The organism is Natronorubrum halophilum (assembly GCF_003670115.1).
GTDB lineage: Archaea > Halobacteriota > Halobacteria > Halobacteriales > Natrialbaceae > Natronorubrum > Natronorubrum halophilum.
This window is the reverse complement of sequence record NZ_QQTY01000002.1, coordinates 537,952-558,417: the sequence shown is the minus strand read 5'-3', so window position 1 is coordinate 558,417 and position 20,466 is coordinate 537,952. Positions and strand designations below refer to the sequence as shown.

Genomic DNA, 20,466 nt, shown 5'->3' with positions numbered 1-20,466 from the left:
GTGGCTGAGACGAGCGCGAATCGATCGTGACCGCGCCGTCGCCACGTAGTTATGCGACAATAATGTCGTCGCTACCTGAGTCTTCCGCTTCGTCCTGGGCCGCGTCCTCTTCGACGTCCGCATCGGCGGTCGCTTCGGCCACCTCGTCCGGTGCCGCTTCCTGCGTCTCTTCGACGTCCGCCGCGTCCGCATTATCGGTGCGCCGCTTCGGAACGCGGGTCGGCGTCTCGGTATCGAGTTCGGCCTCGAGAACCCGAATGCGCTCCTTCGATTCGACAAGTTCGTCCGTGAGTCCCTCTACCGTCGACTCGAGTTCCGCAACCGTCGCTTCGAGTTCCTCGACGCGGTTTTTCGACATATCTGCTAGGGGTCCGTCCGTCCACATAAACGTACGTCAGACAATACTAATCGTTCTGGTAACTTTCGGTCGAATGACAGGCGTCGTCGATCGGGAGCGAGCGGGTGGTTGCCGTCAGTTATCGTCTTCGCGCCACTTGTGCTCGCACTCCGAACAGATGAAAAAGCGCGTCTCGCTCTCGTCGGCCGACCGAATCTGTTGCATGTACCAGTGGGCGCGGTCGTGGCCACACTCGGGACAGCGGGCGTCCGTTTCCGGCAGGGACGTCTCTCCGGACGACTCGATAACCTCGCCCGCCTCTTGATCATCCGTGACGATGTAGTCGTCGGCGTCGCCCTTCGGCTTCGTATAGCCACAGCTCCCACACTCCCAGACGCCGTCGTCCGCTTTCATCATCGAACCGCATTCGTCGCAGAATTCCATTGGTATCCGGGCTACGTGGGGCGAGCGACTTAAGCAACGCGTTTAGTTCCGTTCGAGGGGTCTCGCGACCGACCTCGTGAGGCATCCTCGCACGGCCATCGATAGCAACTCACCCGTCACGAACTGTCTCAAAACGCTAGGCGGTGTTCCGATGTTTATGTACCCGCTCGTCCTATCACTCGAGCATGTTCGGAACGAGCGGTATTCGCGGGGAGGTCGGTGACGAGGTGACTGCCGAACTGGCGCTTTCCGTCGGGCGAGCACTCGCCTCCGAAGGGTATCAACGAGTCGTCGTCGGCCGCGACGTCCGCGAGAGCGGGACGATACTGGTCGACGCGCTGACCGCCGGCGTTCGAGAGTGCGGCGGGGACGTGCTCGAGGTCGGTGTCGCGCCGACGCCGACGGTCGCCCGCGGCGTCAGTTGGCTCGAGGCCGACGCGGGGGTCGTCATCACCGCCTCGCACAATCCGGCGAAGGACAACGGCATCAAGCTCTGGTCGGCGTCCGGGCAAGCGTTCGATACCGAGCGCCAAGCGGCGATCGCGGACCGCGTCGAGAACGAGCGCTACGACCTCGAGTCGTGGACCGGGCTGGGCGATCGGAAACGCCACGAGGGGCTGCTCGAGCGACACGCCGAGGCGATTCGGGAGACCGTCGGCGACCTCGAGGGACTCCACGTCGTCGTCGACGTCGGCAACGGTGCCGGGAGCGTGACGGCGGATACGCTGGTCGAACTGGGCTGTTCGGTCCGCACGCTCAACGGCCAGCAGGACGGCCGGTTCCCGGGCCGACCCAGCGAGCCCAACGCGGAGACACTCGAGGACCTCCAGCAACTCGTCGGCGCGACGGACGCGGATCTCGGCGTCGCCCACGACGGCGACGGCGATCGGATGGTGGCCGTCGACGACCGCGGGAGGTTCGTTCCGAAGGATCTCCTGCTCGCGCTGTTCGCCCGGGAGATGGCCGGCGACGGGGAGCGGGTCGCCGCGCCGGTGGACACGAGCCTCGCCGTCGACGACGCGCTGTCGGCCGCCGGCGCCACCGTGACGCGGACGGCCGTCGGCGACGTCTACGTCGCCGAGCGAGCGACCGAACCCGACGTGGTCTTCGGCGGCGAACCCAGCGGCGCGTGGATCTGGCCCGACGAAACGCTCTGTCCAGACGGTCCGCTGGCCGCTTGCAAACTCGCGGCGATGGCCGCTCGAGACGGCCCGCTCGGTGAGACGATCGACGACCTCGAGACGTACCCGATCCGGCGGACCTCGATCGACGTCGAAGACAGGGCGGCGGTCATGGAGCGCGTCGAGGAAACGGTTCGCGATCGCGAATTCGAGGTCGACGCGCTCGACGGCCTCCGGATCGATCACGGCGACGGCTGGACGCTCGTTCGACCCAGCGGGACCGAACCCGTCGTCCGTATTACGGCCGAGGCGCGCGATCCGGAGCGAGCCGAGGCGCTGTTCGAGGACGCTCGGGGAATCGTCGCTGCTGCGGCCGATGCGGTTGCTTCGGTCGACGCCGAATAGGTTCGCTGTCGGCCCTCGGCGGTACGCAACCGACCAACTGTTGTCGTCCCCGGCTGCTCACCGCTCGCCGGCCAGTGACGAAAAGAGTCGATCCTCGAACTCGGTCAGACTGACCCCGTCGGAGGGGCCGATCCCGTTCATGTGATCGACCGAAACCTGTCCGCCGCCCATCCGAGCGTGTCCGCCGGCGTTGGCCATCGGAATGTCGCTAATGGCGTGGCGGAGGGTCTCTCCCATATGCACCCGATCGTCTCGAGAGCGGCCCGAGAGGTGAATCGTCCCGTCGTTTTCGCCGTAGACGACGACGGCTGTCACGCCCTCGAGGTGCATGAGTTCGTCCGCGGCCTGGGGAATCGCGTCGGTGTTCGAGATGGTACCGACGTTGCAGACGGCGAAGGGACCCTCGACGCGTTTCTCGGTGATCGCCCTCGCTTTGATGTGGAGGACATCGTCGCTGACCTGCGGGTTCGCGATCCGATCGAGCAGGTCCTCGTCGATTCCCGGAAAGAGCGATGCCGAGGCGTCGAATTCCGCGCTCGAGCAGCCGTTCGTCAGGTGGTTCGTGTCCGATTGGATGCCGTAGAGCAGTCCGGTTGCGAGTTTCGTCGGCACGTCGAACCCACCGTCGCCCCCCATCGTCGCGCCGAGTTCGTCCAGATACTCGACGAGGATCGTCGATGCGGCACCGTACTCCGTACGGACGTCCGTAAACTCCGTCCCCGTCCCGTTTCCGGGGTGGTGATCGACGACCGCGATCGGCTCGACCGTCTGGGAGCCCGCAAAGCCACGCGGCGTGTTGTGGTCGACGAGCACGACGGCGTCGGCGGCGAGCTGTGAACTCGCTTCGATCGACTCCATCTCCAGGTCGAGAACGGTCCGAAAGGCGCGGTTTTCCTGATGACGGATTTCGCCGGCGTACTGCAACGTCGCGTCCGTCCCGACGGAATCCGCTATTCGTTCGACCGCCATCGCACAGGACATGGCATCCGGATCCGGATTGGGGTGCATCAACACCGCGACCTCCTCGTAGTTACCCAGGAGACGCTGGAGGCGAACGCCCGGCGGACGGCGAAACCAGCGTACGACCCACCAGCCGCCGAGAACGACGGCGACAGCCGCCAATACGAGCAACGAAAGAATCAAGGGCTCGAGCGATTGCGCCAGGTCGACGACCGTCTCGATCGCCAGCGGATCCACCTCGACGAACGCGGCGCTGATCGAGGTGATCTGGGCGCTCATACCCCACAATCAAATCGCACCCTCAAGAAATTTACCCTCAGGTGACACCTCGCGGCGTCCCGGATCAGGCGTCGTTCAGGTACGCTTCGATCGCGTCGCGGTAGCCCGTTCGGTACGTCGGGTAGGCGAACTCGTAGCCCAGGGCTCGCAGTTTCTCGTTGGAACAGCGCTTGCTCGTCAGGATTCGACGCCGGCCCGACGCCGAGAGGTCCGCGTCCTCGAGCCGTTCGGCTTTCGTCCGCTTCGGCGGGTCGTCGACGCCGCAGTTCTCGGCTAGCCAGTCGGCGAACTCCCACTTGTGGGCGGGTTCGTCGTCGACGACCTGGACGACCTCGCCGCGAGCGAGGTCCGCCTCGAGCAGGTAGCGGACGGCCCCCGCGGCGTCGTCGCGGTGGACCATGTTCAGGAAGCCCTCGGTGACCGGCCCCTCGAGGTAGCGCTCGAGGCGGTACCGGCCGGGGCCGTAGAGGCCGGCGTAGCGCGCGACGGTTCCCTCGAAGCCGTACTCGGGGGGCAACTCCAGCGCGATTCGCTCGGCGTCGGCGAGCACCTCGGTCTTCTCCGTCGTGGGCTCGATGGGCGTCTCCTCGTCGACCCAGTCGCCGTCGTGGTCGCCGTGGACTCCCGTCGAGGAGGTGTAGATCAGCCGCTCGGGAGCGCTCTCGCGCTCGCCGAAGTGTTCCACGGCCGTCCGGAGTCCCTCGACGTAGACCTCGCGGGCCGTCGCCGCCCCGCGGCCGCCGCTGCTGGCCGCGAAGACGACCGCATCGACGTCCGGCACCGTCTCGAGTTCCGTCGCGTCGGTGACGTCGGCTCGTACGGCCTCGAAGCCGGCATCCTCGATCCGCTCGACGCCCTCGTTCGACCGGCGAACGCCGACCGCGTCGTGGCCGCGGTCCGTAAGCTGTCGGCCCAACTCGAGGCCGACGTGGCCACAGCCCAGGATTGCAACGTTCATACTCCGACTCGTGGACGAGCGCACATAGTTCGAACGCTCGAGCCGAAACCGAGCCGCCCTGAGGACGAACTCAGTCGCCGTCGCCGCCGATCAGGGAGCGCCGTCGGCGATCACGTACTGCACGTGGACGAACTCCTCGAGCGACATCGGCGCGCGTCGTTCGATCTTCTGTTGGATCTCCTTTGCGTCCATCTCGAGGGCCACCTCGCTCTCGATCGCGTCGACGTCGAGGACGGCCGTCGACATGCCCAGGAGCAGGTGCTCGCAGGCGATCGTCACCATCTCGTCGGGGTCGGGTTCGCCGTCCTCGAGCGCCTGGATCTGGGCCGCTTCGACGAGCGTGAGGTCGGGGGAGCCCCCCTCGAGCAGGGCGTCGACGGTCTCGCGGTCGACGTCCGTCCGGTCGGCAACCGCGTCGGGACCGCGTTGCTCGACGATCGCCCTGAGGTCCTCGTCGTACTCCGCACGGAGAGCAGCGGGCGAGTCGGGAACGGTCATCCGCTGTTCGTAGAACATGCCGGATGAAACGAGCATCGGGCTGAAAGGTATTGCCATTGGGCGTGCGCGACCGGCGGCAGCGTCCCGACCCCCGCCGGCGACCCGCCCTCGAGTTCGCTTCCGATTCGACCGCCCGTCGGTCTCGCTCACCGGAACGTTCAATTGACCCGCCTTTCATGATAGAGCTATGAAAGTTGCCCTGATCGGGGTTGGTCAGGCCGGCGGAAACGTCACCGAACGGCTCGCCCGGTTCGACGCGGATATGGGCTTCGGTGCCGTTCAGGGCGCGCTGGCCGTCAACTCCGCGGAAGCGGACCTCCAATCGCTCGAGTTCGTCGACACCCAGTTGATCGGCGCGGACCGCGTCAACGGGCACGGCGTCGGCGCTGACAACGAACTCGGCACCGAGATCATGCAGTCGGACATCCAGCAGGTACTCGGCTCGCTCGACGGGCGGGTCACCTCGAGCGCCGAGGCGATCTTCGTCGTCGCCGGCCTCGGCGGCGGGACGGGAAGCGGCGGTGCACCGGTTCTCGTCCACCACCTCCAGCAGGTTTACGACGTTCCCGTCTACGCGCTCGGCGTGTTGCCGGGACGCAACGAGGGATCGCTCTACCAGGCCAACGCCGGCCGATCCCTGAAGACGCTCGTCCGCGAGGCGGACTCGACGCTGCTCATCGACAACGACGCGTGGCACGAACAGGGCGAGAGCGTCGAGGGCGCGTTCGACACGATCAACGGCAAGATCGCCAAGCGCGTCGGGTTGCTCTTCGCCTCCGGCGAGGCCGTCGAGGGCGTTGGGCAAAGTGTGGTCGACTCGAGCGAGGTCATCAACACCCTCCGCGCGGGCGGCGTCTCCGTCCTCGGTTACGCCAGCGAACTCGCGAGCGAGGACAGCGCCGAGAACATCCAGACCGCGATGAGCGTCTCGCGACAGGCGCTGCTAACCGGGACGAGCATGCCCGACACGAGGGCGGCCGAGGCGGCGCTGCTGGTCGTCGCCGGCGAATCCGACCGGATCCCCCGCAAGGGCGTCGAACGAGCGCGGCGCTGGCTCGAGGACGAAACCGGCAGCATGCAGGTTCGGGGCGGTGACTTCCCCCTCGAGACCGATCGGCTCGGTGCGCTCGTCCTGCTCGGTGGGGCGGAACGATCGGATCGCGTTCGGGAGTTCATGGACCGCGCTCGCGAGGCGAAGACGGCCCAGGATCGCGAGGAGGCGCGGACCGATCCCGCAGAACAGTTCGCCGACGACCGCCTCGAGAACCTGTTTTAGGTCTCGAGTCGGACGTCGGAACAGCTTTTTCCCTCGGGTTCCGTGACTGTGCCAATGGGTGCCAAGTGGACCGGTGGGGTCGTCAATCGACGGGGCGACGACGGCCCGCCGACGGTCGAGGAGTGGTTGCCGGTTTCCGTTCCCGGACGGCCGGCAGCGTTCGGCGACGCCGCGGGACCGATCGCCTACCGGACGACGTTCGGAGATCCGCGGAGTGACGCCGGCGAACGGGCGTTGGTCGAACTTCGCGGGATCTATGCTCGAGCCGAAATATGGCTCAACGGGGACCGACTGGGCGCGCACGACTCGACTGTCCTCCCGTTCCGCGCCGCGTTCGATCCCCGACCCGAGAACGAACTCGTCGTCGTCTGCGAGCGACCCGATCCACTCACGGGAATCTACGGGAGCGACGAGCTACCGGACGAATTCGCGACGCCGGCTATCCGGTGGGGCGTCGGTTTCGAGTCTCGGCCTCGAACGTTCCTTCGCCGCTTCGAGGCCCGGTCACGACTCACCGAAGACGGCGGCGTCATCGACGTCGAGGCAGAGGTCGACGCGGGCGAGTCGACTGATGACGCGATCACCTTCTCCGTGCGTCCCGAGGGGTTCCGCGGCGGTGGGACCATGCAGCGCGCGTCGGTACAGGCCGCTGCGGGCGAGCGGGTGACGGTGTCCCGGACTCTCGAGATCCGAGAGCCGTCCCTGTGGTGGCCGCGCGGCTACGGCCCCCAACAGCGGTACGCGGTTCGAGCGAAACTGGGCGAGGAGTCGCTCGAGCGGACGGTCGGCTTCCGGGAGATCGAACGCGACGGGGAGGGTATACTGGTCAACGGAACGCAGGTTCGAGCCCGCGGGTTCACGCGGCTGCCCGGCGGAGATCCGGCTACGGACGTCGAGCGCGCTGTTGGCGCGAACGCGACGCTGCTTCGCGCTCGCACGCCCGTCCCGCCGACGTTCTACGACGCTTGCGACGAGGCCGGAGTGTTGGTCTGGCAGGACCTGCCGACGGGCGGACCGAACGCCGACCGCTCGCTCGAGCGCACCCGATTGCTCGCGGCGGCGCTCGAGCGAACGTACGGCCACCACCCGAGCCTCGCGATCTACGGCGGCCACGACGACCCGAGTCGACCGTTCGACGGACTCTACGGCGGCGGGTTCCTGACGAAACTGCGGTTCCGCTACCGTGCGCGGCGAACGACCGCCGATCGTCCCTCCACGGCAGCGATCGCCGAAGTGCTCCCCGACGATCGTCCCGTCGTTACGAGCGCGGGACCGCCCGGCACCGATTCCGACGCCGCGTTGATCTTTCCGGGCTGGCAGTATCTCGAGGCCGACGCGGTCGAGTGGTTGCTCGAGCGCGACCGTTCGATCGGACCGTTCGTCGGCGGCTTCGGCGCGGGATCGCTGACCGCGGCCGACGTCGACCCCGCCGATATCCCCGGACTCGACGAGGCGGCGCTCGAGCACTGGGTCGGTGCCGATCCCACCGTCGAAGCGTCCCAGACGTACCAGGCGCGGACGCTGAAGACGGTCGCGGAGGCGCTCCGCCGCCGTAGAAGCGGCGTGCTGGTGGCGGCGACGCTTCGCGATGCGACACCGGGTGGCGGCGCGGGTGTCCTGACCCGGACCGGCGAGGAAAAGGAAGCGTACCGGGCGCTCGCCCGATCGTTCGAACCGGTTCAGGCGATTCTCGACGGCCCGCCCGAACCGGGATCCGTCGGAATAACCCTCTGTAACGATACGCACGAGGAAGTAGAGACGACCGTTTCCTGGCGGGCCGGCGAGGCGGGAGACGAGACGGTTGTGCGCGTCGGGCCGCTCGAAACGGCCGACGCCGGAACGGCCGAAATCCCCCGGACGGCATCCGGAATCGAACTGACAGTCGGGGGTAACGATCGTGCGGTTACCAACCAGTACCATTTATAAGTAAGCGCCACGGCCGTGCTACGGTCCAACACACCCGAGCAGCCCCGTGGCAACGGTTTTCAGGGGTTTCAGGACCGGTACATTTAAATTGAAGGCGACAGTAGAAACGAGTACCAGAACGCCACCGGGGCGCGTATCGCTCGACGAGTAATGACAGGAAATCTTATTCACCGAGGTTTCGCAGATCGTGAGCGAACGCTGTACACAGTCGCTCGTCTCTTCCCGATGGAACGCACCCGACCGACGGGTACGGGTTCCGCTCGAGACGTCGACAGACGCGCCGGTGCGGGTATGGCACAGAGGATTGACTAACACATGGTAGACGAATCAAAGAACATCGAACTGACGGAAGACGACCTCGAAAACAAATCGAAGGGACAGCTCATCAAGATGGCTGGCCAGCTCCGAGATCGGCGAAACGATCTGAACCAGATGGCCTCCGAGCGAGCGTCCAACCGGGACGACCTGAACGCGAAGACGCGCGAGAAGGTCGACGAAGCCCAGGAACACCGCGAGAAACGCGACGAGCTCAACGAGAAGGTTCAGGAACACAAGGACAAGCGAAACGAGCTCAACGCCGAGGCCAACACGCTCTTCGACAAGGTCGAGAAGCTCAAGTCCGACATGGAGCTCGACGAGGGGAAGGATCTCGAGGAGCTCAAAGAGGAGATCGAACAGCTCGAGTTCAAACAGCAGACGGAAGTCCTCTCGAGCGAGGACGAGAAGGAACTCATCGAAAAGATCGAGGGAAAGCGTGAGGAGTACGAAGAGCGCAAACAGAAGCTCGATCAGAACGAGGACTTAGAAGAACTCGTCGAGGAAGCCGAGGAAGTGCGATCGGAAGCCTCCCAGCACCACCAGAAGGTCACGGAGCTGGCGGACAAGGCCCAGGAACATCACAACCAGATGATCGAGGCCTATCGCGAGGCCGACGATATCCGTGACGAAGCCGACGAGATGCACGAGTCCTTCGTCGAGGCCCAGGAGGCCGCAGACCAGCACCACGAGGACTTCGTCCGCGTCCAGAAGCGCCTGCGCGAACTGGACAAGAAAGAGGAAAAACAGCGCAAGTCCCAGCGCGACAAGAAAAAGGAAGCGGCCAAAGAAGAGGCCGAAGAGATCTATCAGAAGTTCAAGGACGGCGAAACCCTCGATACCGAGGACCTGATGAAACTCCAGAAGACGGGGCTTCTCTAACTCGGTTCGTCCACCTGTGTCTTTTTGCGGTTTTTCCCGGTTCGAGCGCCGCCAGCGGTCGCGGCGACAGGGGCTCGAGCGTGGCCGGGACGACGGACTTGCGCGTTCAAACGGTGGCCGGAAGCGACTGGTTCAACGGACGGGGCGATGTCCAAACACGTACCCTTAACTCGACGGCAGCCACAGGATGTGCCATGATACGAGGTGTCGACGATGGCTAGCAGTGATGGAAACGTACGTCTGCTGATCGTCGCGACCGGCGCTGTGGTGTTCGCCGCGCTCGGCGTCGCGCTGTTCGTCGTCTATCCGGAGACGCTCGCCGATCTGGCCGGCGTTCTCGTCGCGATCGCCGCGATCGCCGTCGGGATTCGACTGGCGGGAAACGTCGCCGACTCGCTGTTTCCGACCTACGACGTCGCCGAGGTCGCCGTCGAGGGGCCGATCACCCGCGACGGCGGCGGCGGTGGGATTCCCTCGAGTCCGCGAGGGACGCCGGCCGACGACATCGTCGAGCAGATCGATCGCGCCGACGAAGACGACAACGTCGACGCGCTGCTGGTAAAGCTGAACACGCCGGGCGGGGAGGTCGTTCCGAGCGACGATATTCGGCTCGCGGCCGAGCGGTTCGACGGGCCGACGGTCGCCTACACGAACGACGTCTGTGCCAGCGGCGGCTACTGGATCGCAAGCGGCTGTGACGAACTCTGGGCCCGCGACGGTTCCATCGTCGGCTCCATCGGGGTCATCGGCTCCCGAGTGAACGCGAACGACCTCGCCGAGAAGGTCGGACTCTCCTACGAGCGCTTCGCTGCCGGGGAGTTCAAGGACGCCGGCACGCCGTTGAAGGAACTCGAGGACGACGAACGCGAGTATCTCCAGGGCCTGATCGACGACTACTACGAGACGTTCGTCGAGCGGGTCAGCGACGGTCGCGACCTCGATAGCGAATTCGTTCGCGACACCGAGGCGCGGATCTACCTCGGCGAGGAAGCCTACGAGATGGATCTCGTCGACCACCTCGGAACGCGCCGGGAACTCGAGACCGAACTGGCCGATCGACTCGGGCGGGACGACGTCGCCGTCGAGGAGTTCGAACCCGATCGGCCGCTGATGGCCCGCGTCGGAACCGGAGCTCAGCAGGTGGCCTACGCGTTCGGCTCCGGCATCGCCGGGATCGCCGAGGAGCGAGAGTTCCGCTTGCGGACCTGAGCAGTCTCCACCCGTCGCCCGCAGGTCGCGCCGTCGACACGTCGAACGAGTAAGTGGTTTTATCGTCACACAGCATGGAACGGATACCGTGACAACGCTGGTCGTCTGTCTCGACCGGACCGACGATGTCGGTCGCAAGACCGGCCTTCGGTCGCCCGTAGTCGGCTGGGAAGCCGTCCGCGCGCTCGTGACCGACGTCGGCCTGGCGGATCCGGAGGATTCGGGAGTCAACTCCCTGCTCGAGACGCTGCGCGTCGCCCAGAACCTTCGCGACGAGGCCGAGGAGGTCGTCGTCGCGGTCGTTTCGGGGGATCGAGAGTCGATGGTCTCGGCGGACCGAGCGGTCGCGGCCCAACTCGACGAACTCGTGGCCGAGTACGATCCCGACTCGGCGGTCGTCGTCATCGACAGCGCGGAGGACGAACGACTGGTCCCGATCGTCGAGAGCCGCATGCAGGTCGATTCGGTCGACCGCGTGGTCGTCCGGCAGGCCCGCGACATCGAATCGACGTACTATCTGCTCAAGCAGTTCCTCGCGGACGAGGAACTGCGCCAGACCATCCTCGTCCCCATCGGATTGACGCTACTCGTCTTTCCGATACTCGCGACCGTTTTCAGCCCCGCAGAGGGTGCTGCCGCGATTACGACCGTCATCGGTGTCTTCCTGTTGTACAAGGGATTCAACGTCGACGAACTGGTAACCGGAGCCACCCACCAAGTGCGCGAATCGCTGTACTCCGGACAGGTCTCGGTCGTCACCTACGTCGTCGCCGCCGGACTCACGCTCGTCGGCTTCTTCGCCGGTGCGCTCGGCGTTTCGAGTCTCGAGGACTCGCCCGGCGTGGTGATCCCCGCGATGCAGTTCGCCTTCTACGCCGTTCCGTGGCTCGCGATGGCCGCGCTCACGGCCAGCGCCGGCCGACTGCTCGACGAGGCGATCAGCGACGACCCAATCCGTAGTTCCTACCTCAACCTGCCCTTTATCGTCGTCGCCGTCGGCCTGGTCGTGCGGGGCTTCTCGGCGTACTTCCTCGAGCGACAGGATGCGATCGGATCGTTCGAGGTCCCGGCCTACGAGTTCGGCGTGCTATCGAACGAGAGCTTCGCAGTGACGGCCGGCGAACGGCTCGCGCTGTTCGTCGTGACTGCGCTCGTCGTGAGCCTCGTCGGTGCGAGAGTCGCGTCGTACTTTAGCGGGAGCCGAAACGAGGGGGAGATCACCGACGGTGCCGGAAGGGACGTCGAGCCGAAATCGAACTCCAACCTGCCGTCCGAACTCACCGATGGCGGTCCGGAGAGGGAGCCGCCGCGCCGGCCCGCCGCGGACTCGAGTTCGGACCCGGATCGAGGACCCGATTCGGACGCTGACTCTGACACCGAGCCGAGCGAGTACTGACCGCTCTTCCGACTCGGTATCCATTTATCTCTGTGCGCTCAGTGACGAGCATGAGCGACGCAGACGGTACGTGGGTCAGTCTCTTTTCGGGCGGCAAGGACTCCTCGTGGGCGTTGTACCAGGCCCTCGAGGAAGGACTCGAGGTTTCCCGTCTGGTCACCGTCCACCCCGCGGGCGATTCCTACATGTATCACGTTCCCGCGACGGATCTGGCCGCGCTGGCGGCCGAGAGCATCGGCATCCCGCTGGTCGACGTCGAACCCGACGACTTCGAGGCCGCCGAGGCGGCCGACTCGGGGGTACAGGGCGACGACGAACTCGAGCCCCTCGAGGCCGCCCTGACGGACCTCGGCGACGAACTCGAGGGCGGCATCGCCGGCGTCACGGCGGGAGCCGTCGAGAGCGAGTACCAGACGAGTCGCATTCGGGGGATGTGCGACCGACTCGGCTGTGAGCTGTTCGCCCCGCTCTGGCAGGAAGCCCCTCGAGAACTCGCCGATGAGATGCTCGAGGCGGGCTTCGAGATCGCGATCATCCAGGTCGCCGCCGCCGGGCTGGACGAATCGTGGCTGGGACGGACGCTCGACCACGAAGCGATCGCCGATCTCGAAGCGCTCCACGAGGAGTACGGCGTTCACATCCTCGGAGAGGGCGGCGAGTTCGAGACGTTCGTGGTCGACGGACCGCACATGGACCGACGCATCGACCTCGAGTACGAGACGGAGTGGGACGGAACGCGCGGGCGGGTGCGGATTACGGACGCACAACTCGAGTGAGACCGGCGGACGAGGCGGCGTGGCGCGATCCCGCTACGCGCCGTTCGCTGCGATCGCTCGGCTCGGATTACCCGACCGTCGTCCCGTGGATATCGAGGACGGCTTCGCGGTCGGCGGCGTCGGTAAACAGCCACCACGCGAGCCGATCGATCTCGAGGGCGGTGTACGACGACGTGATCGCCAGCCACTCGCCGGAGGCGATCGTCCGCAGGGCCGTCGTCGCGTCCAGCGGTGACGACTCGAGGTCGTCGTCGAGGGCGTCGATCAGCCGGACGACCGTCGGATCGGGTTTGATCGTCTCGACGCCGGCGAGCTGGCGCAGGTACTGGAAACTCGAGGGGCCGACGCCGGCGATCGACCCGAGAGGATCGGCGTCGTAGCGATAGTGGTCGGCGTCGCTGGCCCACGCGAACAGCGCCCCGAGATCGTCGGTCTCGGGCCGGCCTGCGAGCGCGCCGGCGGCCTCGCGGAGGACGTGGCGTTTCCGCCGGGCGCCGAAGGCTGCCACCAGTTCGTCGTCCTCGAGATCGAGAGCGGCGAGGTCAGCGAACGAACTGACGCGGTCGGTCGTGACGAACGACTCGCGAAATCGGCTGACGGCCGGTTCGATACCGCCGACGAAGCGCTGACCGGTCGTCGAGGCGGTAGCTTCGGCGAGTAACAAACAGGGGTCGTCGCCGTTCCACCGCCGGTGCTCGCGAAAGTCCGCCGCGAGGTCCCCGGTCGGAACCCCCTCGGCGTACCGGTTGAGGACCGATTGAACCGCTTGGTTCATGTGCGTTGTCGACACATATCACAATCGAGACGTATAGCTGTGTCGCCGAGTTCGTCGGAATCCGACTGGAACGGGTACGGTCTGTCGGTGTGACTTCTCGCGTGTTACCGCGGGCGTCAATGCTTCGAACCGTTCGTAATCGTGGTGTGAGCACCGATGAGCGCACCCGCGAGGTCCAACTCCTCGAGGTGCGTCCCCTCGTCGATGATCGACCGGCGGATGTCGGCGTCCCGGACCGTCGCCTTCGGAAAGATCACCGCGTGATCGAGATTCGTGTTGTCGAGGGTGACGTCGCCCATCACGTGGACGTTGTCCCCGATCGACGTCTCCTCGATGGTCGCCGAGTCGGCGACCAGCGACTCGCCGTCGAGGTGCCAGGCGACGGCGTCGAGGTAGCTTTCGGGGGTGCCGATATCGAACCACGCGCCCTCGAAGCTGTAGGCGTAGGTCGGCTCGTGGTTCTGGAGCCACTGGACGAACCAGCCGGGCTCGTCGGGGTTGTTCCCCTCCTCGAGATAGGTCGGGAGCAAGGAGAGCGAGTCGGCGGGAAACGCGTAACAGGCGATCGAGACGAGCGTGCTTCTGGGGTCGTCGGGTTTCTCCTGAAAGTCGACGACGCGGTCGTCCTCGAGTTCGACGAGCCCGTACGATTTTGCCTTTTCGCGGGAACCGACGTCGTAGGCGGCCAGCGTCGGGGCGTTTTGCCGTTCGAAGTAGTCGAGGAACTCCGGGACGTCGAAACTCATCAGGTTGTCCCCGGCGATGACCAGCAGATCGTCGTCGACGTTTTCGCGGTCGATGAGCTGTGCGAGTGCGCCGACGACGCCGAACTTGTCCTCCTCTTCGCTCGTCTCCTCGATCGACAACTGGGGTTTCTCGAACTCGCTGTCGGCGAGGTGGGCCTCGAAGTCGGGGGCGAATCGCTCGTTCGTACTCACGTAGACCTCGTCGATTCGCTCGTCACCCTCGAGTTCCGCAAAGATACGATCGACGACGGTCGACTCCCCGATCGGGAGGAACATCTTGGGCCGATGCTTCGTGATCGGCCACATTCGAGTCGCGTATCCGCCGGCAAGGACGACGGCTTTCATGGATCGTTGTTCTCCTGCGTCGGGTAAGTGGTTTGCCCTTTCACCGGTGGTCGATCTCGCGTCGGGCGGCGGGGGATCGGTCCCGTCGGACGACGATCATCGCGTCGGACCTGTCGGGGCTACCCAGCGGTCGAACGGGCGACGACCGATAGTATAAAACCCGGACGCCCGTTCACCCGACGTATGCGCGAAGCCGATGAAACGACGCGACAGCGACTCGCCGATGCGCTCCGTTCCGAACCCGGAACGCCGAGCGAACTCGCCGTCCGACTCGAGTTGACGCCGGAGTCGGTGCTGCGCCACGCCGAACACGTCTCCCGGTCGGTCGACGGCACGGACGAACAGTTTCTTGTCGCCCCGCCGACGTGCCAGGACTGCGGGTTCGACGCCTTCGACGACCTGCTGAATCGTCCGTCGCGGTGTCCCGAGTGCAAGAGCGAGTCCCTTTCCGAACCGGCGCTGACGATCGAGTGACGGCGTTCCGGGCGGAACGACAGTCACGGTTCGCTGACAATCTGATGCGGATTCGATACTAATATTTACTGGGGAGGCGAGAAACCCGTACGAACTCTCGAGAAAACGGGCGGCCATCGCGCACGACCCATCGACACCTGTCACCGTCTCTCGTCTCCACTGAACAGGTATTCGTCCGCTTCGAGAGCGCCCCCGGAGGATACGAATGACTGCCACGCCCCATCCCGAGTCCGACTGCGTCGATTTCGTGTTGAGCGTCCTCAATACCCTCGACACGTGCGAGACGTCAGCGAAAACGGTCGACGAGGCGTTCGGGTTGCTCGCCGACCAGCGCCGCCGACTTTTCCTCAAGGTTATGCGCACCTACGGCGAATCGATCACCCTCCCGGACGCTGCGGAGGAGGTCGCCGTCCGCGAGACCGGCCGTAACGTATCGAATATCTCCGCCGAGTGCGTCCACGAAGTCTACATCTCGCTGTATCACGACCACCTGCCGCGACTGGTCGACGTTGGACTCCTCGAGTACGACCAGGAACGGGATCTGGTCTTTCCGGTCGCACTCGAGTAGTCGCCCCGCCGCCGATACGGCTCATATTTTGACGTTCGAGGTCGACGTCAGGTCGTCATCGTCGTCGATCGGTCCCTCGCCGACGAACGCATAGTCGTCGTCGGTGAGGTAGACCGCACCGTCCGCGACCGTTACCTCGAGATCGGTGAGATAGGCACCCTCACAGGGGCCGAACGTACACTTCCCGGAGTCGGAATCGAAGTACGCGCCGTGGTTCGCACAGACGAGTTCGCCGTCTCGCATCGGCGCTCCCGAGCCCTTGTCGATGTTGATGTGGGTCATGTGTTGGCAGTAGTTCAGCCAGCAGGCGACCGGTTCCTCGTCGCCATCGGGCGTCGCCCCCTCGCGTTCGACGAGGATCGCTTCCCGCTCTTCGTCCGCCTCGGGCGCGACGCGGAAGAGAAACGTCGAGTCCGACGGGACGTCCTCGAGCGTGGTGATCCGTTGAGACGCGTTCATCGCCATCCGGGTTAGTAGTTCGTCGTCGTGAACGTTCCGATACGGTGTACGTCTGACACAACTTTAACATCCTGAGAACCAAACGACGGCTATGGACTCCCTCCTCGTCTACGGTTCCTACGGCTACACCGGTCGGCTGATCGCCCGTGAAGCCGTTTCTCGAGGAGGGTCGCCGGTCGTCGCCGGCCAGAACAGGCAGGCGGTGACGCGACAGGCCGACGAACTCGGCGTCGAAGGGCGCACGTTCGGCCTGGCCGGCGACGTTGCGGCGCACGTTCGGCGCTTCGACGCCGTCTTGAACTGCGCCGGGCCGTTCGTAAAAACGGCCGACCCGCTCGTCGAGGCCTGCCTCGAGACCGGCACGGACTACCTCGATATCACCGGCGAGTTCCGGGTGTTCGAGCGGTTACGCCAGCGGGACGACGCGGCTCGAGCCGCGGACGTGACGCTCCTCCCCGGCGTCGGCTTCGAAGTCGTACCTTCGGACTGTCTGGCGGCGTTTCTTCACGAACAGCTACCCGCAGCCACCGACCTGTCGCTCGGAGTCAAGGGTAACGGCCCGCTCTCGAGGGGCACCGCTCGGACGTTCGTCGAACAGCTCGGAAACGACGGCGTCGTCCGCCGAAACGGCCGCCTGATCAGGGTTCCGGTCGCGTTTCAAACGCGCGAGATCGATTTCGGGACCGGTCCCGAACACGCCGTCACGGTCCCGGGCGGAGACGTCGTCACCGCCGGTCACAGCACGGGAGTCGACTCGGTCGTCGTGTACGCGGCCGTTCTACCGCTGGCCGCTCGAGCGATGACCGTCGCCGACTCGCTGGGCTGGCTGCTCGAGCGCCGGCCGGTCAAAGCCGTCCTGCGGCGGCTGATCGACGCCCGCGCCGACGGCCCGAACGAACGGGAACGAGCTAGCGACTCCGCGGTCGTTTGGGGCGAGGCCGTCGACGAATCGACCGGTCGTCGCACACGCGCCCGGCTGCGGACGCCCAACCCCTACGCGCTGACGGCCGAAGCGGCCGTGGACGCCGCCGAGCGCGTCATCGACGGACGAGACCGCATCCGGGCTCGAATCCCGACCGGCTTCCAGACGCCGTCGTCGGCCTTCGGAAGCGAGTTCGTCCTCGACCTCGAGGGAACCACGCGAGAGCTCGTCGACGTACCGGCCGAATTCGGCGATCCCGGACGGTCGGCGCTCGAGTCCGACGGCTGACGGTCTCAGTCCTCAGCGGATGCACTTCCTCGTTCGTCCATCATCGTCCGCGTTCGCTCGATCCAGCTACCGCGGTAGAAGCCGACGGCGACGTAGACCGTCGCCCACGCGTAGCAAACGACGATGGAAGCGTAGATTGCCGGCACGCCGTAGCCGAGATAGATGCCGCCCACGGCCGAGACGCCGAGCATGCCGACCGACATTCCCGAGACGCGGGCGATGAACGGCGTTCGCGTGTCACTCCCGCTCGTGAGCGCACCCGAGAGCACGACGTAGAGGACGGTAACCGGCGCTGCGAAGGCGTAGGCTCTGGCGAAGCCGCTCGCGTAGGAGAGCGTCTCCGGATCGGTGGTGAACAGCGAGACGAGCCACTCGGCTTCGATGAAAAGGATCACGCCGAGCGAACCGACGGTCACGACACCGAGCGCGGCCGCAGCCCAGCCGTTGTACCGCGCCCCGGCGAGGTCGCCGTCGCCCAGCGTCTGGCCCACGATGATGCTCGTTCCGGTGCGATACCCGCGCGACAGTGGCCCGGTGAGTTGCTGGTAGACCCGCCGGCCGATCTGATAGGCCGCGTTGACCTCCGTTCCGAAGGTGAGCAGGATCGAGTTGAAGGGGAACGCGAGGACGGTCGTTACCAGCCCCTCCGCGATCCGCGGGACGCTGATCGCGAGCAACTGTCTGGTGATCGTCCACCGCCGCGGGCGGACGAACCCGGCCGGCGTCCACGAGCTCCGGATGGCGGCGACGAGGACGAGCGCGGAGAAGACGTTTCCGACGGCGGTCGCGATACCGACGCCGACGATGTGTAGCTCCGGTGCGGGTCCGAGACCCAAGCCGAGAACGAGCGTCCCGACGATGTTGAACCCGTTCGAGACCACGTTGACGTACATCGGCGTTCGCGTATCGCCGGCCCCCTGGATCGATCGCGCGGCGACCAGCGCGACGTGTCTGGTGGGGCTCGTCGCGAAAATGATCGCGAGGTAGAGCCCGCCCATCCGGGCGACCTCGGACTCCGCCCCCAACACCCCGATGGCCCGCTGGCCGAACAGGAATCCGAACAGCACGAACGGGAGCCCCGAGACCGCACCGAGCAGTATCGCCTGGGTGATCGCCTCGTCTCGGTTCGTGGTCGCCCCGCTCCCCGTATCCTGACTCGAGAGCGCGATGACGCCGCTGCCGAGTCCCAGCCCGATCCGAAGCGGAAGCCGGGCGTAGAGGTCCGCCAACCCGACGGCCGCCACCGCCGCGGGCGAGAACAGCCCGGTCACGACGATGTCCGTCGTCCGCATCAGCGTCCGGAGGAACTGTTCGACCATCACCGGCCACGAGAGGTCGAACACGCGCCGCCAGACGTCGAACAGTCGGCGTCGACCTCCGGAAAGCACGACAGAAAATCGAACGGTGGCGTGCTTGAAGCTGTTGGAGCCGGCACTCGAGAACGGGACGGCCACGTAGACGGCCCATTGGGAGTCGGTTCTCGATACGACTATCCGTTCGCCCTCCGAACGATCGGCGAGACATGAGTCAATGGATCGTCCGCAACGTCGTTCTCTCGTTCGTCTCGTGGACCGTCTTTGCTTACGTCACTATCGCGTGTCTCGAGATGCTCGTCTTCGGCCGATTCGGGTGGACGGAATACGTCCCAGGGGCGATCGGCGCGGGAATAGGATTGACGGTCGCGATACCGGTGGCCCCACTCCGGTCCCGCGAGACGTGACGGCTACGGTACCGGACTCGGCCCTCTCGATCGCAGACAGACTTTTATCCGCGGCTCTCGTTTCAGTAGAACACAATGTCCTCCACGAACTCGAGCCTCCGGGACCGATTCCGAGACGACCTTCGGTCGGGCTCCCTCCCAGTCTTGCTCACGGCGGTTCCGCTCGCGATGGCGGTCGGCCTCGGGAGCGGCTGGTACTGGGACGAGTTCGCCGGGAGTTTCCTCCTGCTCGTGACGATCGGCGTGCTCGTTCCCTACGCACACGAGACGTCCCAGTCACGGGGCCAGTCGCGGATGCGGGATGTGCTGTGGACCGTCGGCGCGTCGGCGGCCGCCTGCGCGCTGTTCGCGGGCGGCTACCTGCTCGCCAGGACGCTGGTCGCCGATTCGATGCACGCCAGCGTGATCGCGTTCGTCGCGACGGTTCTCGGCGGCGCGGTACTGCTACGGCTGGTTCGGTAGCCGCGCTGTGGACGCTCGAGCGACCCCGATCACTCGTAACAGGTCCGTTCGACGCGCTCGTCGTACAACTGCGAGAGCCGGTTCGTAACCGCTCCGCCGCCGATCGGCCGCCCGTCGAGCGCCTCGACCGGCCGCAGCTCCCAGGTGCGATTCGTCAGGAACGCCTCGTCGGCGGAGCGCACGTCCTCGAGCGTATACCGGCCTTCCCGAACCGAAATCCCGTCCGCGGCGGCCAACTCGAGGACGATCTCGCGGGTGATCCCCGGAAGCACGGCTCCGTCGGTCGTCGGCGTGTAGAGCGCGCCGTCGCGGACGAAAAACAGGTTGCTCGTGGCTCCTTCGGCGACGTCGCCCTCGAGATCGCACATGAGCGCCTCGTCCGCCGCGAGCGCCCCGTTGTCGGTCCGCAGTTCCGCACGCGCGAGGATCCCGTTGAGATAGTTGTGCGTCTTCGCTGCCGCCGGGATCGCCTCGTCGGGCGTTCGGCGGGTCTCGACCGTCCGGACGGTCGCCGGGTCGTCCCAGACGGAGTCGCCATCGAGACCGCCCCGAGGGAGCGGTTTCGCGTAGATAACGACCGTCGGATCGACCTCGGGCCGGGGCGTGAGTTTTCCCGGTTGAACGCCGCGAGTGATCGAGAGTCGGACGTACGCGTCCACCAGGCCGTTCGCCGCGAGCGTCTCGTCGATCCGGTCGCGAAGGTCGCCGGCGGAGAGTCCGTGCTCGAGCGATAACGCCCCGCAAGTGGCGGAGAGCCGCTCGAGGTGGCCGTCCCACTCGAACACCGTCCCGCCGTAGGCTCGCAGGGTCTCGAAGGCGGCGTCGCCGTACCTGAAACCGCGGTCGTCGACGCTGACGGTGGCCTCGCTGGCGGGCACGAGATCGCCGTCGACGTGGTAGATCGGATCGTCGCTCATCGTGGCGG

Annotated in this window: 22 protein-coding genes; 12 read left to right on the top strand and 10 right to left on the bottom strand. The window is 66.0% G+C overall.

What is annotated here, in order from left to right; translation table 11 throughout:
• Positions 1-49: 49 nt before the first annotated feature.
• Together DWB23_RS08825 and DWB23_RS08820 are read right to left on the bottom strand one after the other, a co-directional pair.
• On the bottom strand, positions 50-358 hold the full coding sequence (locus tag DWB23_RS08825; RefSeq protein WP_121742452.1) for a DUF7518 family protein: 309 nt from the start codon (positions 356-358) through the stop codon (positions 50-52).
• A 114-nt stretch (positions 359-472) separates the two neighbouring features.
• Complete coding sequence (locus tag DWB23_RS08820) at positions 473-781, bottom strand: transcription factor S (RefSeq protein WP_121742451.1); 309 nt, start codon at positions 779-781, stop codon at positions 473-475.
• A 185-nt stretch (positions 782-966) separates the two neighbouring features.
• Here DWB23_RS08820 and glmM point away from each other — a divergent pair, with 185 nt between their 5' ends.
• Entirely contained in the window at positions 967-2,307 is a 1,341-nt protein-coding gene (glmM, locus tag DWB23_RS08815; protein WP_121742450.1) for a phosphoglucosamine mutase, read from the top strand.
• A 57-nt stretch (positions 2,308-2,364) separates the two neighbouring features.
• On the opposite strand, the gene DWB23_RS08810 is transcribed toward glmM, so the two are convergent.
• The 3 genes from DWB23_RS08810 to DWB23_RS08800 form a co-directional block, all read right to left on the bottom strand.
• Entirely contained in the window at positions 2,365-3,546 is a 1,182-nt protein-coding gene (locus DWB23_RS08810; protein ID WP_121742449.1) for a DHH family phosphoesterase, read from the bottom strand.
• Positions 3,547-3,610: 64 nt separating this feature from the next.
• Positions 3,611-4,504 (bottom strand): SDR family oxidoreductase, encoded by an 894-nt coding sequence (locus DWB23_RS08805; protein WP_121742448.1) that lies wholly within the window; start codon positions 4,502-4,504, stop codon positions 3,611-3,613.
• Positions 4,505-4,594: 90 nt separating this feature from the next.
• Positions 4,595-5,020: a DUF5791 family protein gene (locus DWB23_RS08800; RefSeq protein ID WP_121742447.1), complete on the bottom strand. Its 426-nt coding sequence runs from the start codon at positions 5,018-5,020 to the stop codon at positions 4,595-4,597.
• Positions 5,021-5,189: 169 nt separating this feature from the next.
• On the opposite strand from DWB23_RS08800, the gene DWB23_RS08795 reads away from it, so the two are divergent.
• From DWB23_RS08795 to DWB23_RS08770, 6 genes are all read left to right on the top strand, one after another.
• The gene (locus tag DWB23_RS08795; RefSeq protein ID WP_121742446.1) at positions 5,190-6,278 is read left to right on the top strand and encodes a tubulin/FtsZ family protein; all 1,089 of its coding nucleotides are present in this window, start codon (positions 5,190-5,192) and stop codon (positions 6,276-6,278) included.
• Positions 6,279-6,332: 54 nt separating this feature from the next.
• The gene (locus tag DWB23_RS08790; RefSeq protein ID WP_121742445.1) at positions 6,333-8,204 is read left to right on the top strand and encodes a glycoside hydrolase family 2 protein; all 1,872 of its coding nucleotides are present in this window, start codon (positions 6,333-6,335) and stop codon (positions 8,202-8,204) included.
• Positions 8,205-8,519: 315 nt separating this feature from the next.
• Positions 8,520-9,401 (top strand): coiled-coil protein, encoded by an 882-nt coding sequence (locus tag DWB23_RS08785; protein ID WP_121742444.1) that lies wholly within the window; start codon positions 8,520-8,522, stop codon positions 9,399-9,401.
• A gap of 213 nt (positions 9,402-9,614) precedes the next feature.
• On the top strand, positions 9,615-10,610 hold the full coding sequence (gene sppA, locus DWB23_RS08780) for a signal peptide peptidase SppA (RefSeq protein ID WP_121742443.1): 996 nt from the start codon (positions 9,615-9,617) through the stop codon (positions 10,608-10,610).
• Between the two features lie 88 nt (positions 10,611-10,698).
• Positions 10,699-12,006 (top strand): DUF373 family protein, encoded by a 1,308-nt coding sequence (locus DWB23_RS08775; protein ID WP_121742442.1) that lies wholly within the window; start codon positions 10,699-10,701, stop codon positions 12,004-12,006.
• Between the two features lie 50 nt (positions 12,007-12,056).
• A complete protein-coding gene (locus DWB23_RS08770) occupies positions 12,057-12,782 on the top strand; it encodes a diphthine--ammonia ligase (protein ID WP_121742441.1) in 726 nt (241 codons plus the stop codon).
• A 67-nt stretch (positions 12,783-12,849) separates the two neighbouring features.
• Here the strand turns inward: DWB23_RS08770 and DWB23_RS08765 are convergent, their stop codons facing one another.
• Both DWB23_RS08765 and DWB23_RS08760 read right to left on the bottom strand, forming a co-directional pair.
• Positions 12,850-13,557, bottom strand: a complete 708-nt coding sequence (locus DWB23_RS08765; RefSeq protein ID WP_121742440.1) for a hypothetical protein — start codon at positions 13,555-13,557, stop codon at positions 12,850-12,852.
• Between the two features lie 116 nt (positions 13,558-13,673).
• Complete coding sequence (locus tag DWB23_RS08760; RefSeq protein ID WP_121742439.1) at positions 13,674-14,648, bottom strand: sugar phosphate nucleotidyltransferase; 975 nt, start codon at positions 14,646-14,648, stop codon at positions 13,674-13,676.
• A gap of 183 nt (positions 14,649-14,831) precedes the next feature.
• On the opposite strand from DWB23_RS08760, the gene DWB23_RS08755 reads away from it, so the two are divergent.
• Together DWB23_RS08755 and DWB23_RS08750 are read left to right on the top strand one after the other, a co-directional pair.
• Positions 14,832-15,122, top strand: coding sequence for a transcriptional regulator (locus tag DWB23_RS08755; RefSeq protein ID WP_121742438.1), 291 nt, complete (start codon positions 14,832-14,834; stop codon positions 15,120-15,122).
• A 205-nt stretch (positions 15,123-15,327) separates the two neighbouring features.
• Positions 15,328-15,690, top strand: coding sequence for a DUF7344 domain-containing protein (locus DWB23_RS08750; RefSeq protein WP_121742437.1), 363 nt, complete (start codon positions 15,328-15,330; stop codon positions 15,688-15,690).
• 21 nt (positions 15,691-15,711) lie between these two features.
• On the opposite strand, the gene DWB23_RS08745 is transcribed toward DWB23_RS08750, so the two are convergent.
• Positions 15,712-16,149, bottom strand: coding sequence for a Rieske (2Fe-2S) protein (locus DWB23_RS08745; protein ID WP_121743056.1), 438 nt, complete (start codon positions 16,147-16,149; stop codon positions 15,712-15,714).
• Between the two features lie 91 nt (positions 16,150-16,240).
• On the opposite strand from DWB23_RS08745, the gene DWB23_RS08740 reads away from it, so the two are divergent.
• Positions 16,241-17,359, top strand: coding sequence for a saccharopine dehydrogenase family protein (locus tag DWB23_RS08740; RefSeq protein ID WP_121742436.1), 1,119 nt, complete (start codon positions 16,241-16,243; stop codon positions 17,357-17,359).
• Between the two features lie 5 nt (positions 17,360-17,364).
• On the opposite strand, the gene DWB23_RS08735 is transcribed toward DWB23_RS08740, so the two are convergent.
• Positions 17,365-18,747, bottom strand: a complete 1,383-nt coding sequence (locus DWB23_RS08735; protein WP_121743055.1) for an MATE family efflux transporter — start codon at positions 18,745-18,747, stop codon at positions 17,365-17,367.
• A gap of 134 nt (positions 18,748-18,881) precedes the next feature.
• On the opposite strand from DWB23_RS08735, the gene DWB23_RS08730 reads away from it, so the two are divergent.
• Both DWB23_RS08730 and DWB23_RS08725 read left to right on the top strand, forming a co-directional pair.
• On the top strand, positions 18,882-19,079 hold the full coding sequence (locus tag DWB23_RS08730; RefSeq protein ID WP_121742435.1) for a hypothetical protein: 198 nt from the start codon (positions 18,882-18,884) through the stop codon (positions 19,077-19,079).
• A 75-nt stretch (positions 19,080-19,154) separates the two neighbouring features.
• Positions 19,155-19,541 carry a hypothetical protein gene (locus DWB23_RS08725; RefSeq protein WP_121742434.1) on the top strand — a complete coding sequence of 129 codons (387 nt, stop codon included), beginning with the start codon at positions 19,155-19,157 and terminating at the stop codon, positions 19,539-19,541.
• A gap of 29 nt (positions 19,542-19,570) precedes the next feature.
• Here the strand turns inward: DWB23_RS08725 and DWB23_RS08720 are convergent, their stop codons facing one another.
• Positions 19,571-20,458 (bottom strand): aminotransferase class IV, encoded by an 888-nt coding sequence (locus DWB23_RS08720; RefSeq protein ID WP_121742433.1) that lies wholly within the window; start codon positions 20,456-20,458, stop codon positions 19,571-19,573.
• Positions 20,459-20,466: the final 8 nt, after the last annotated feature.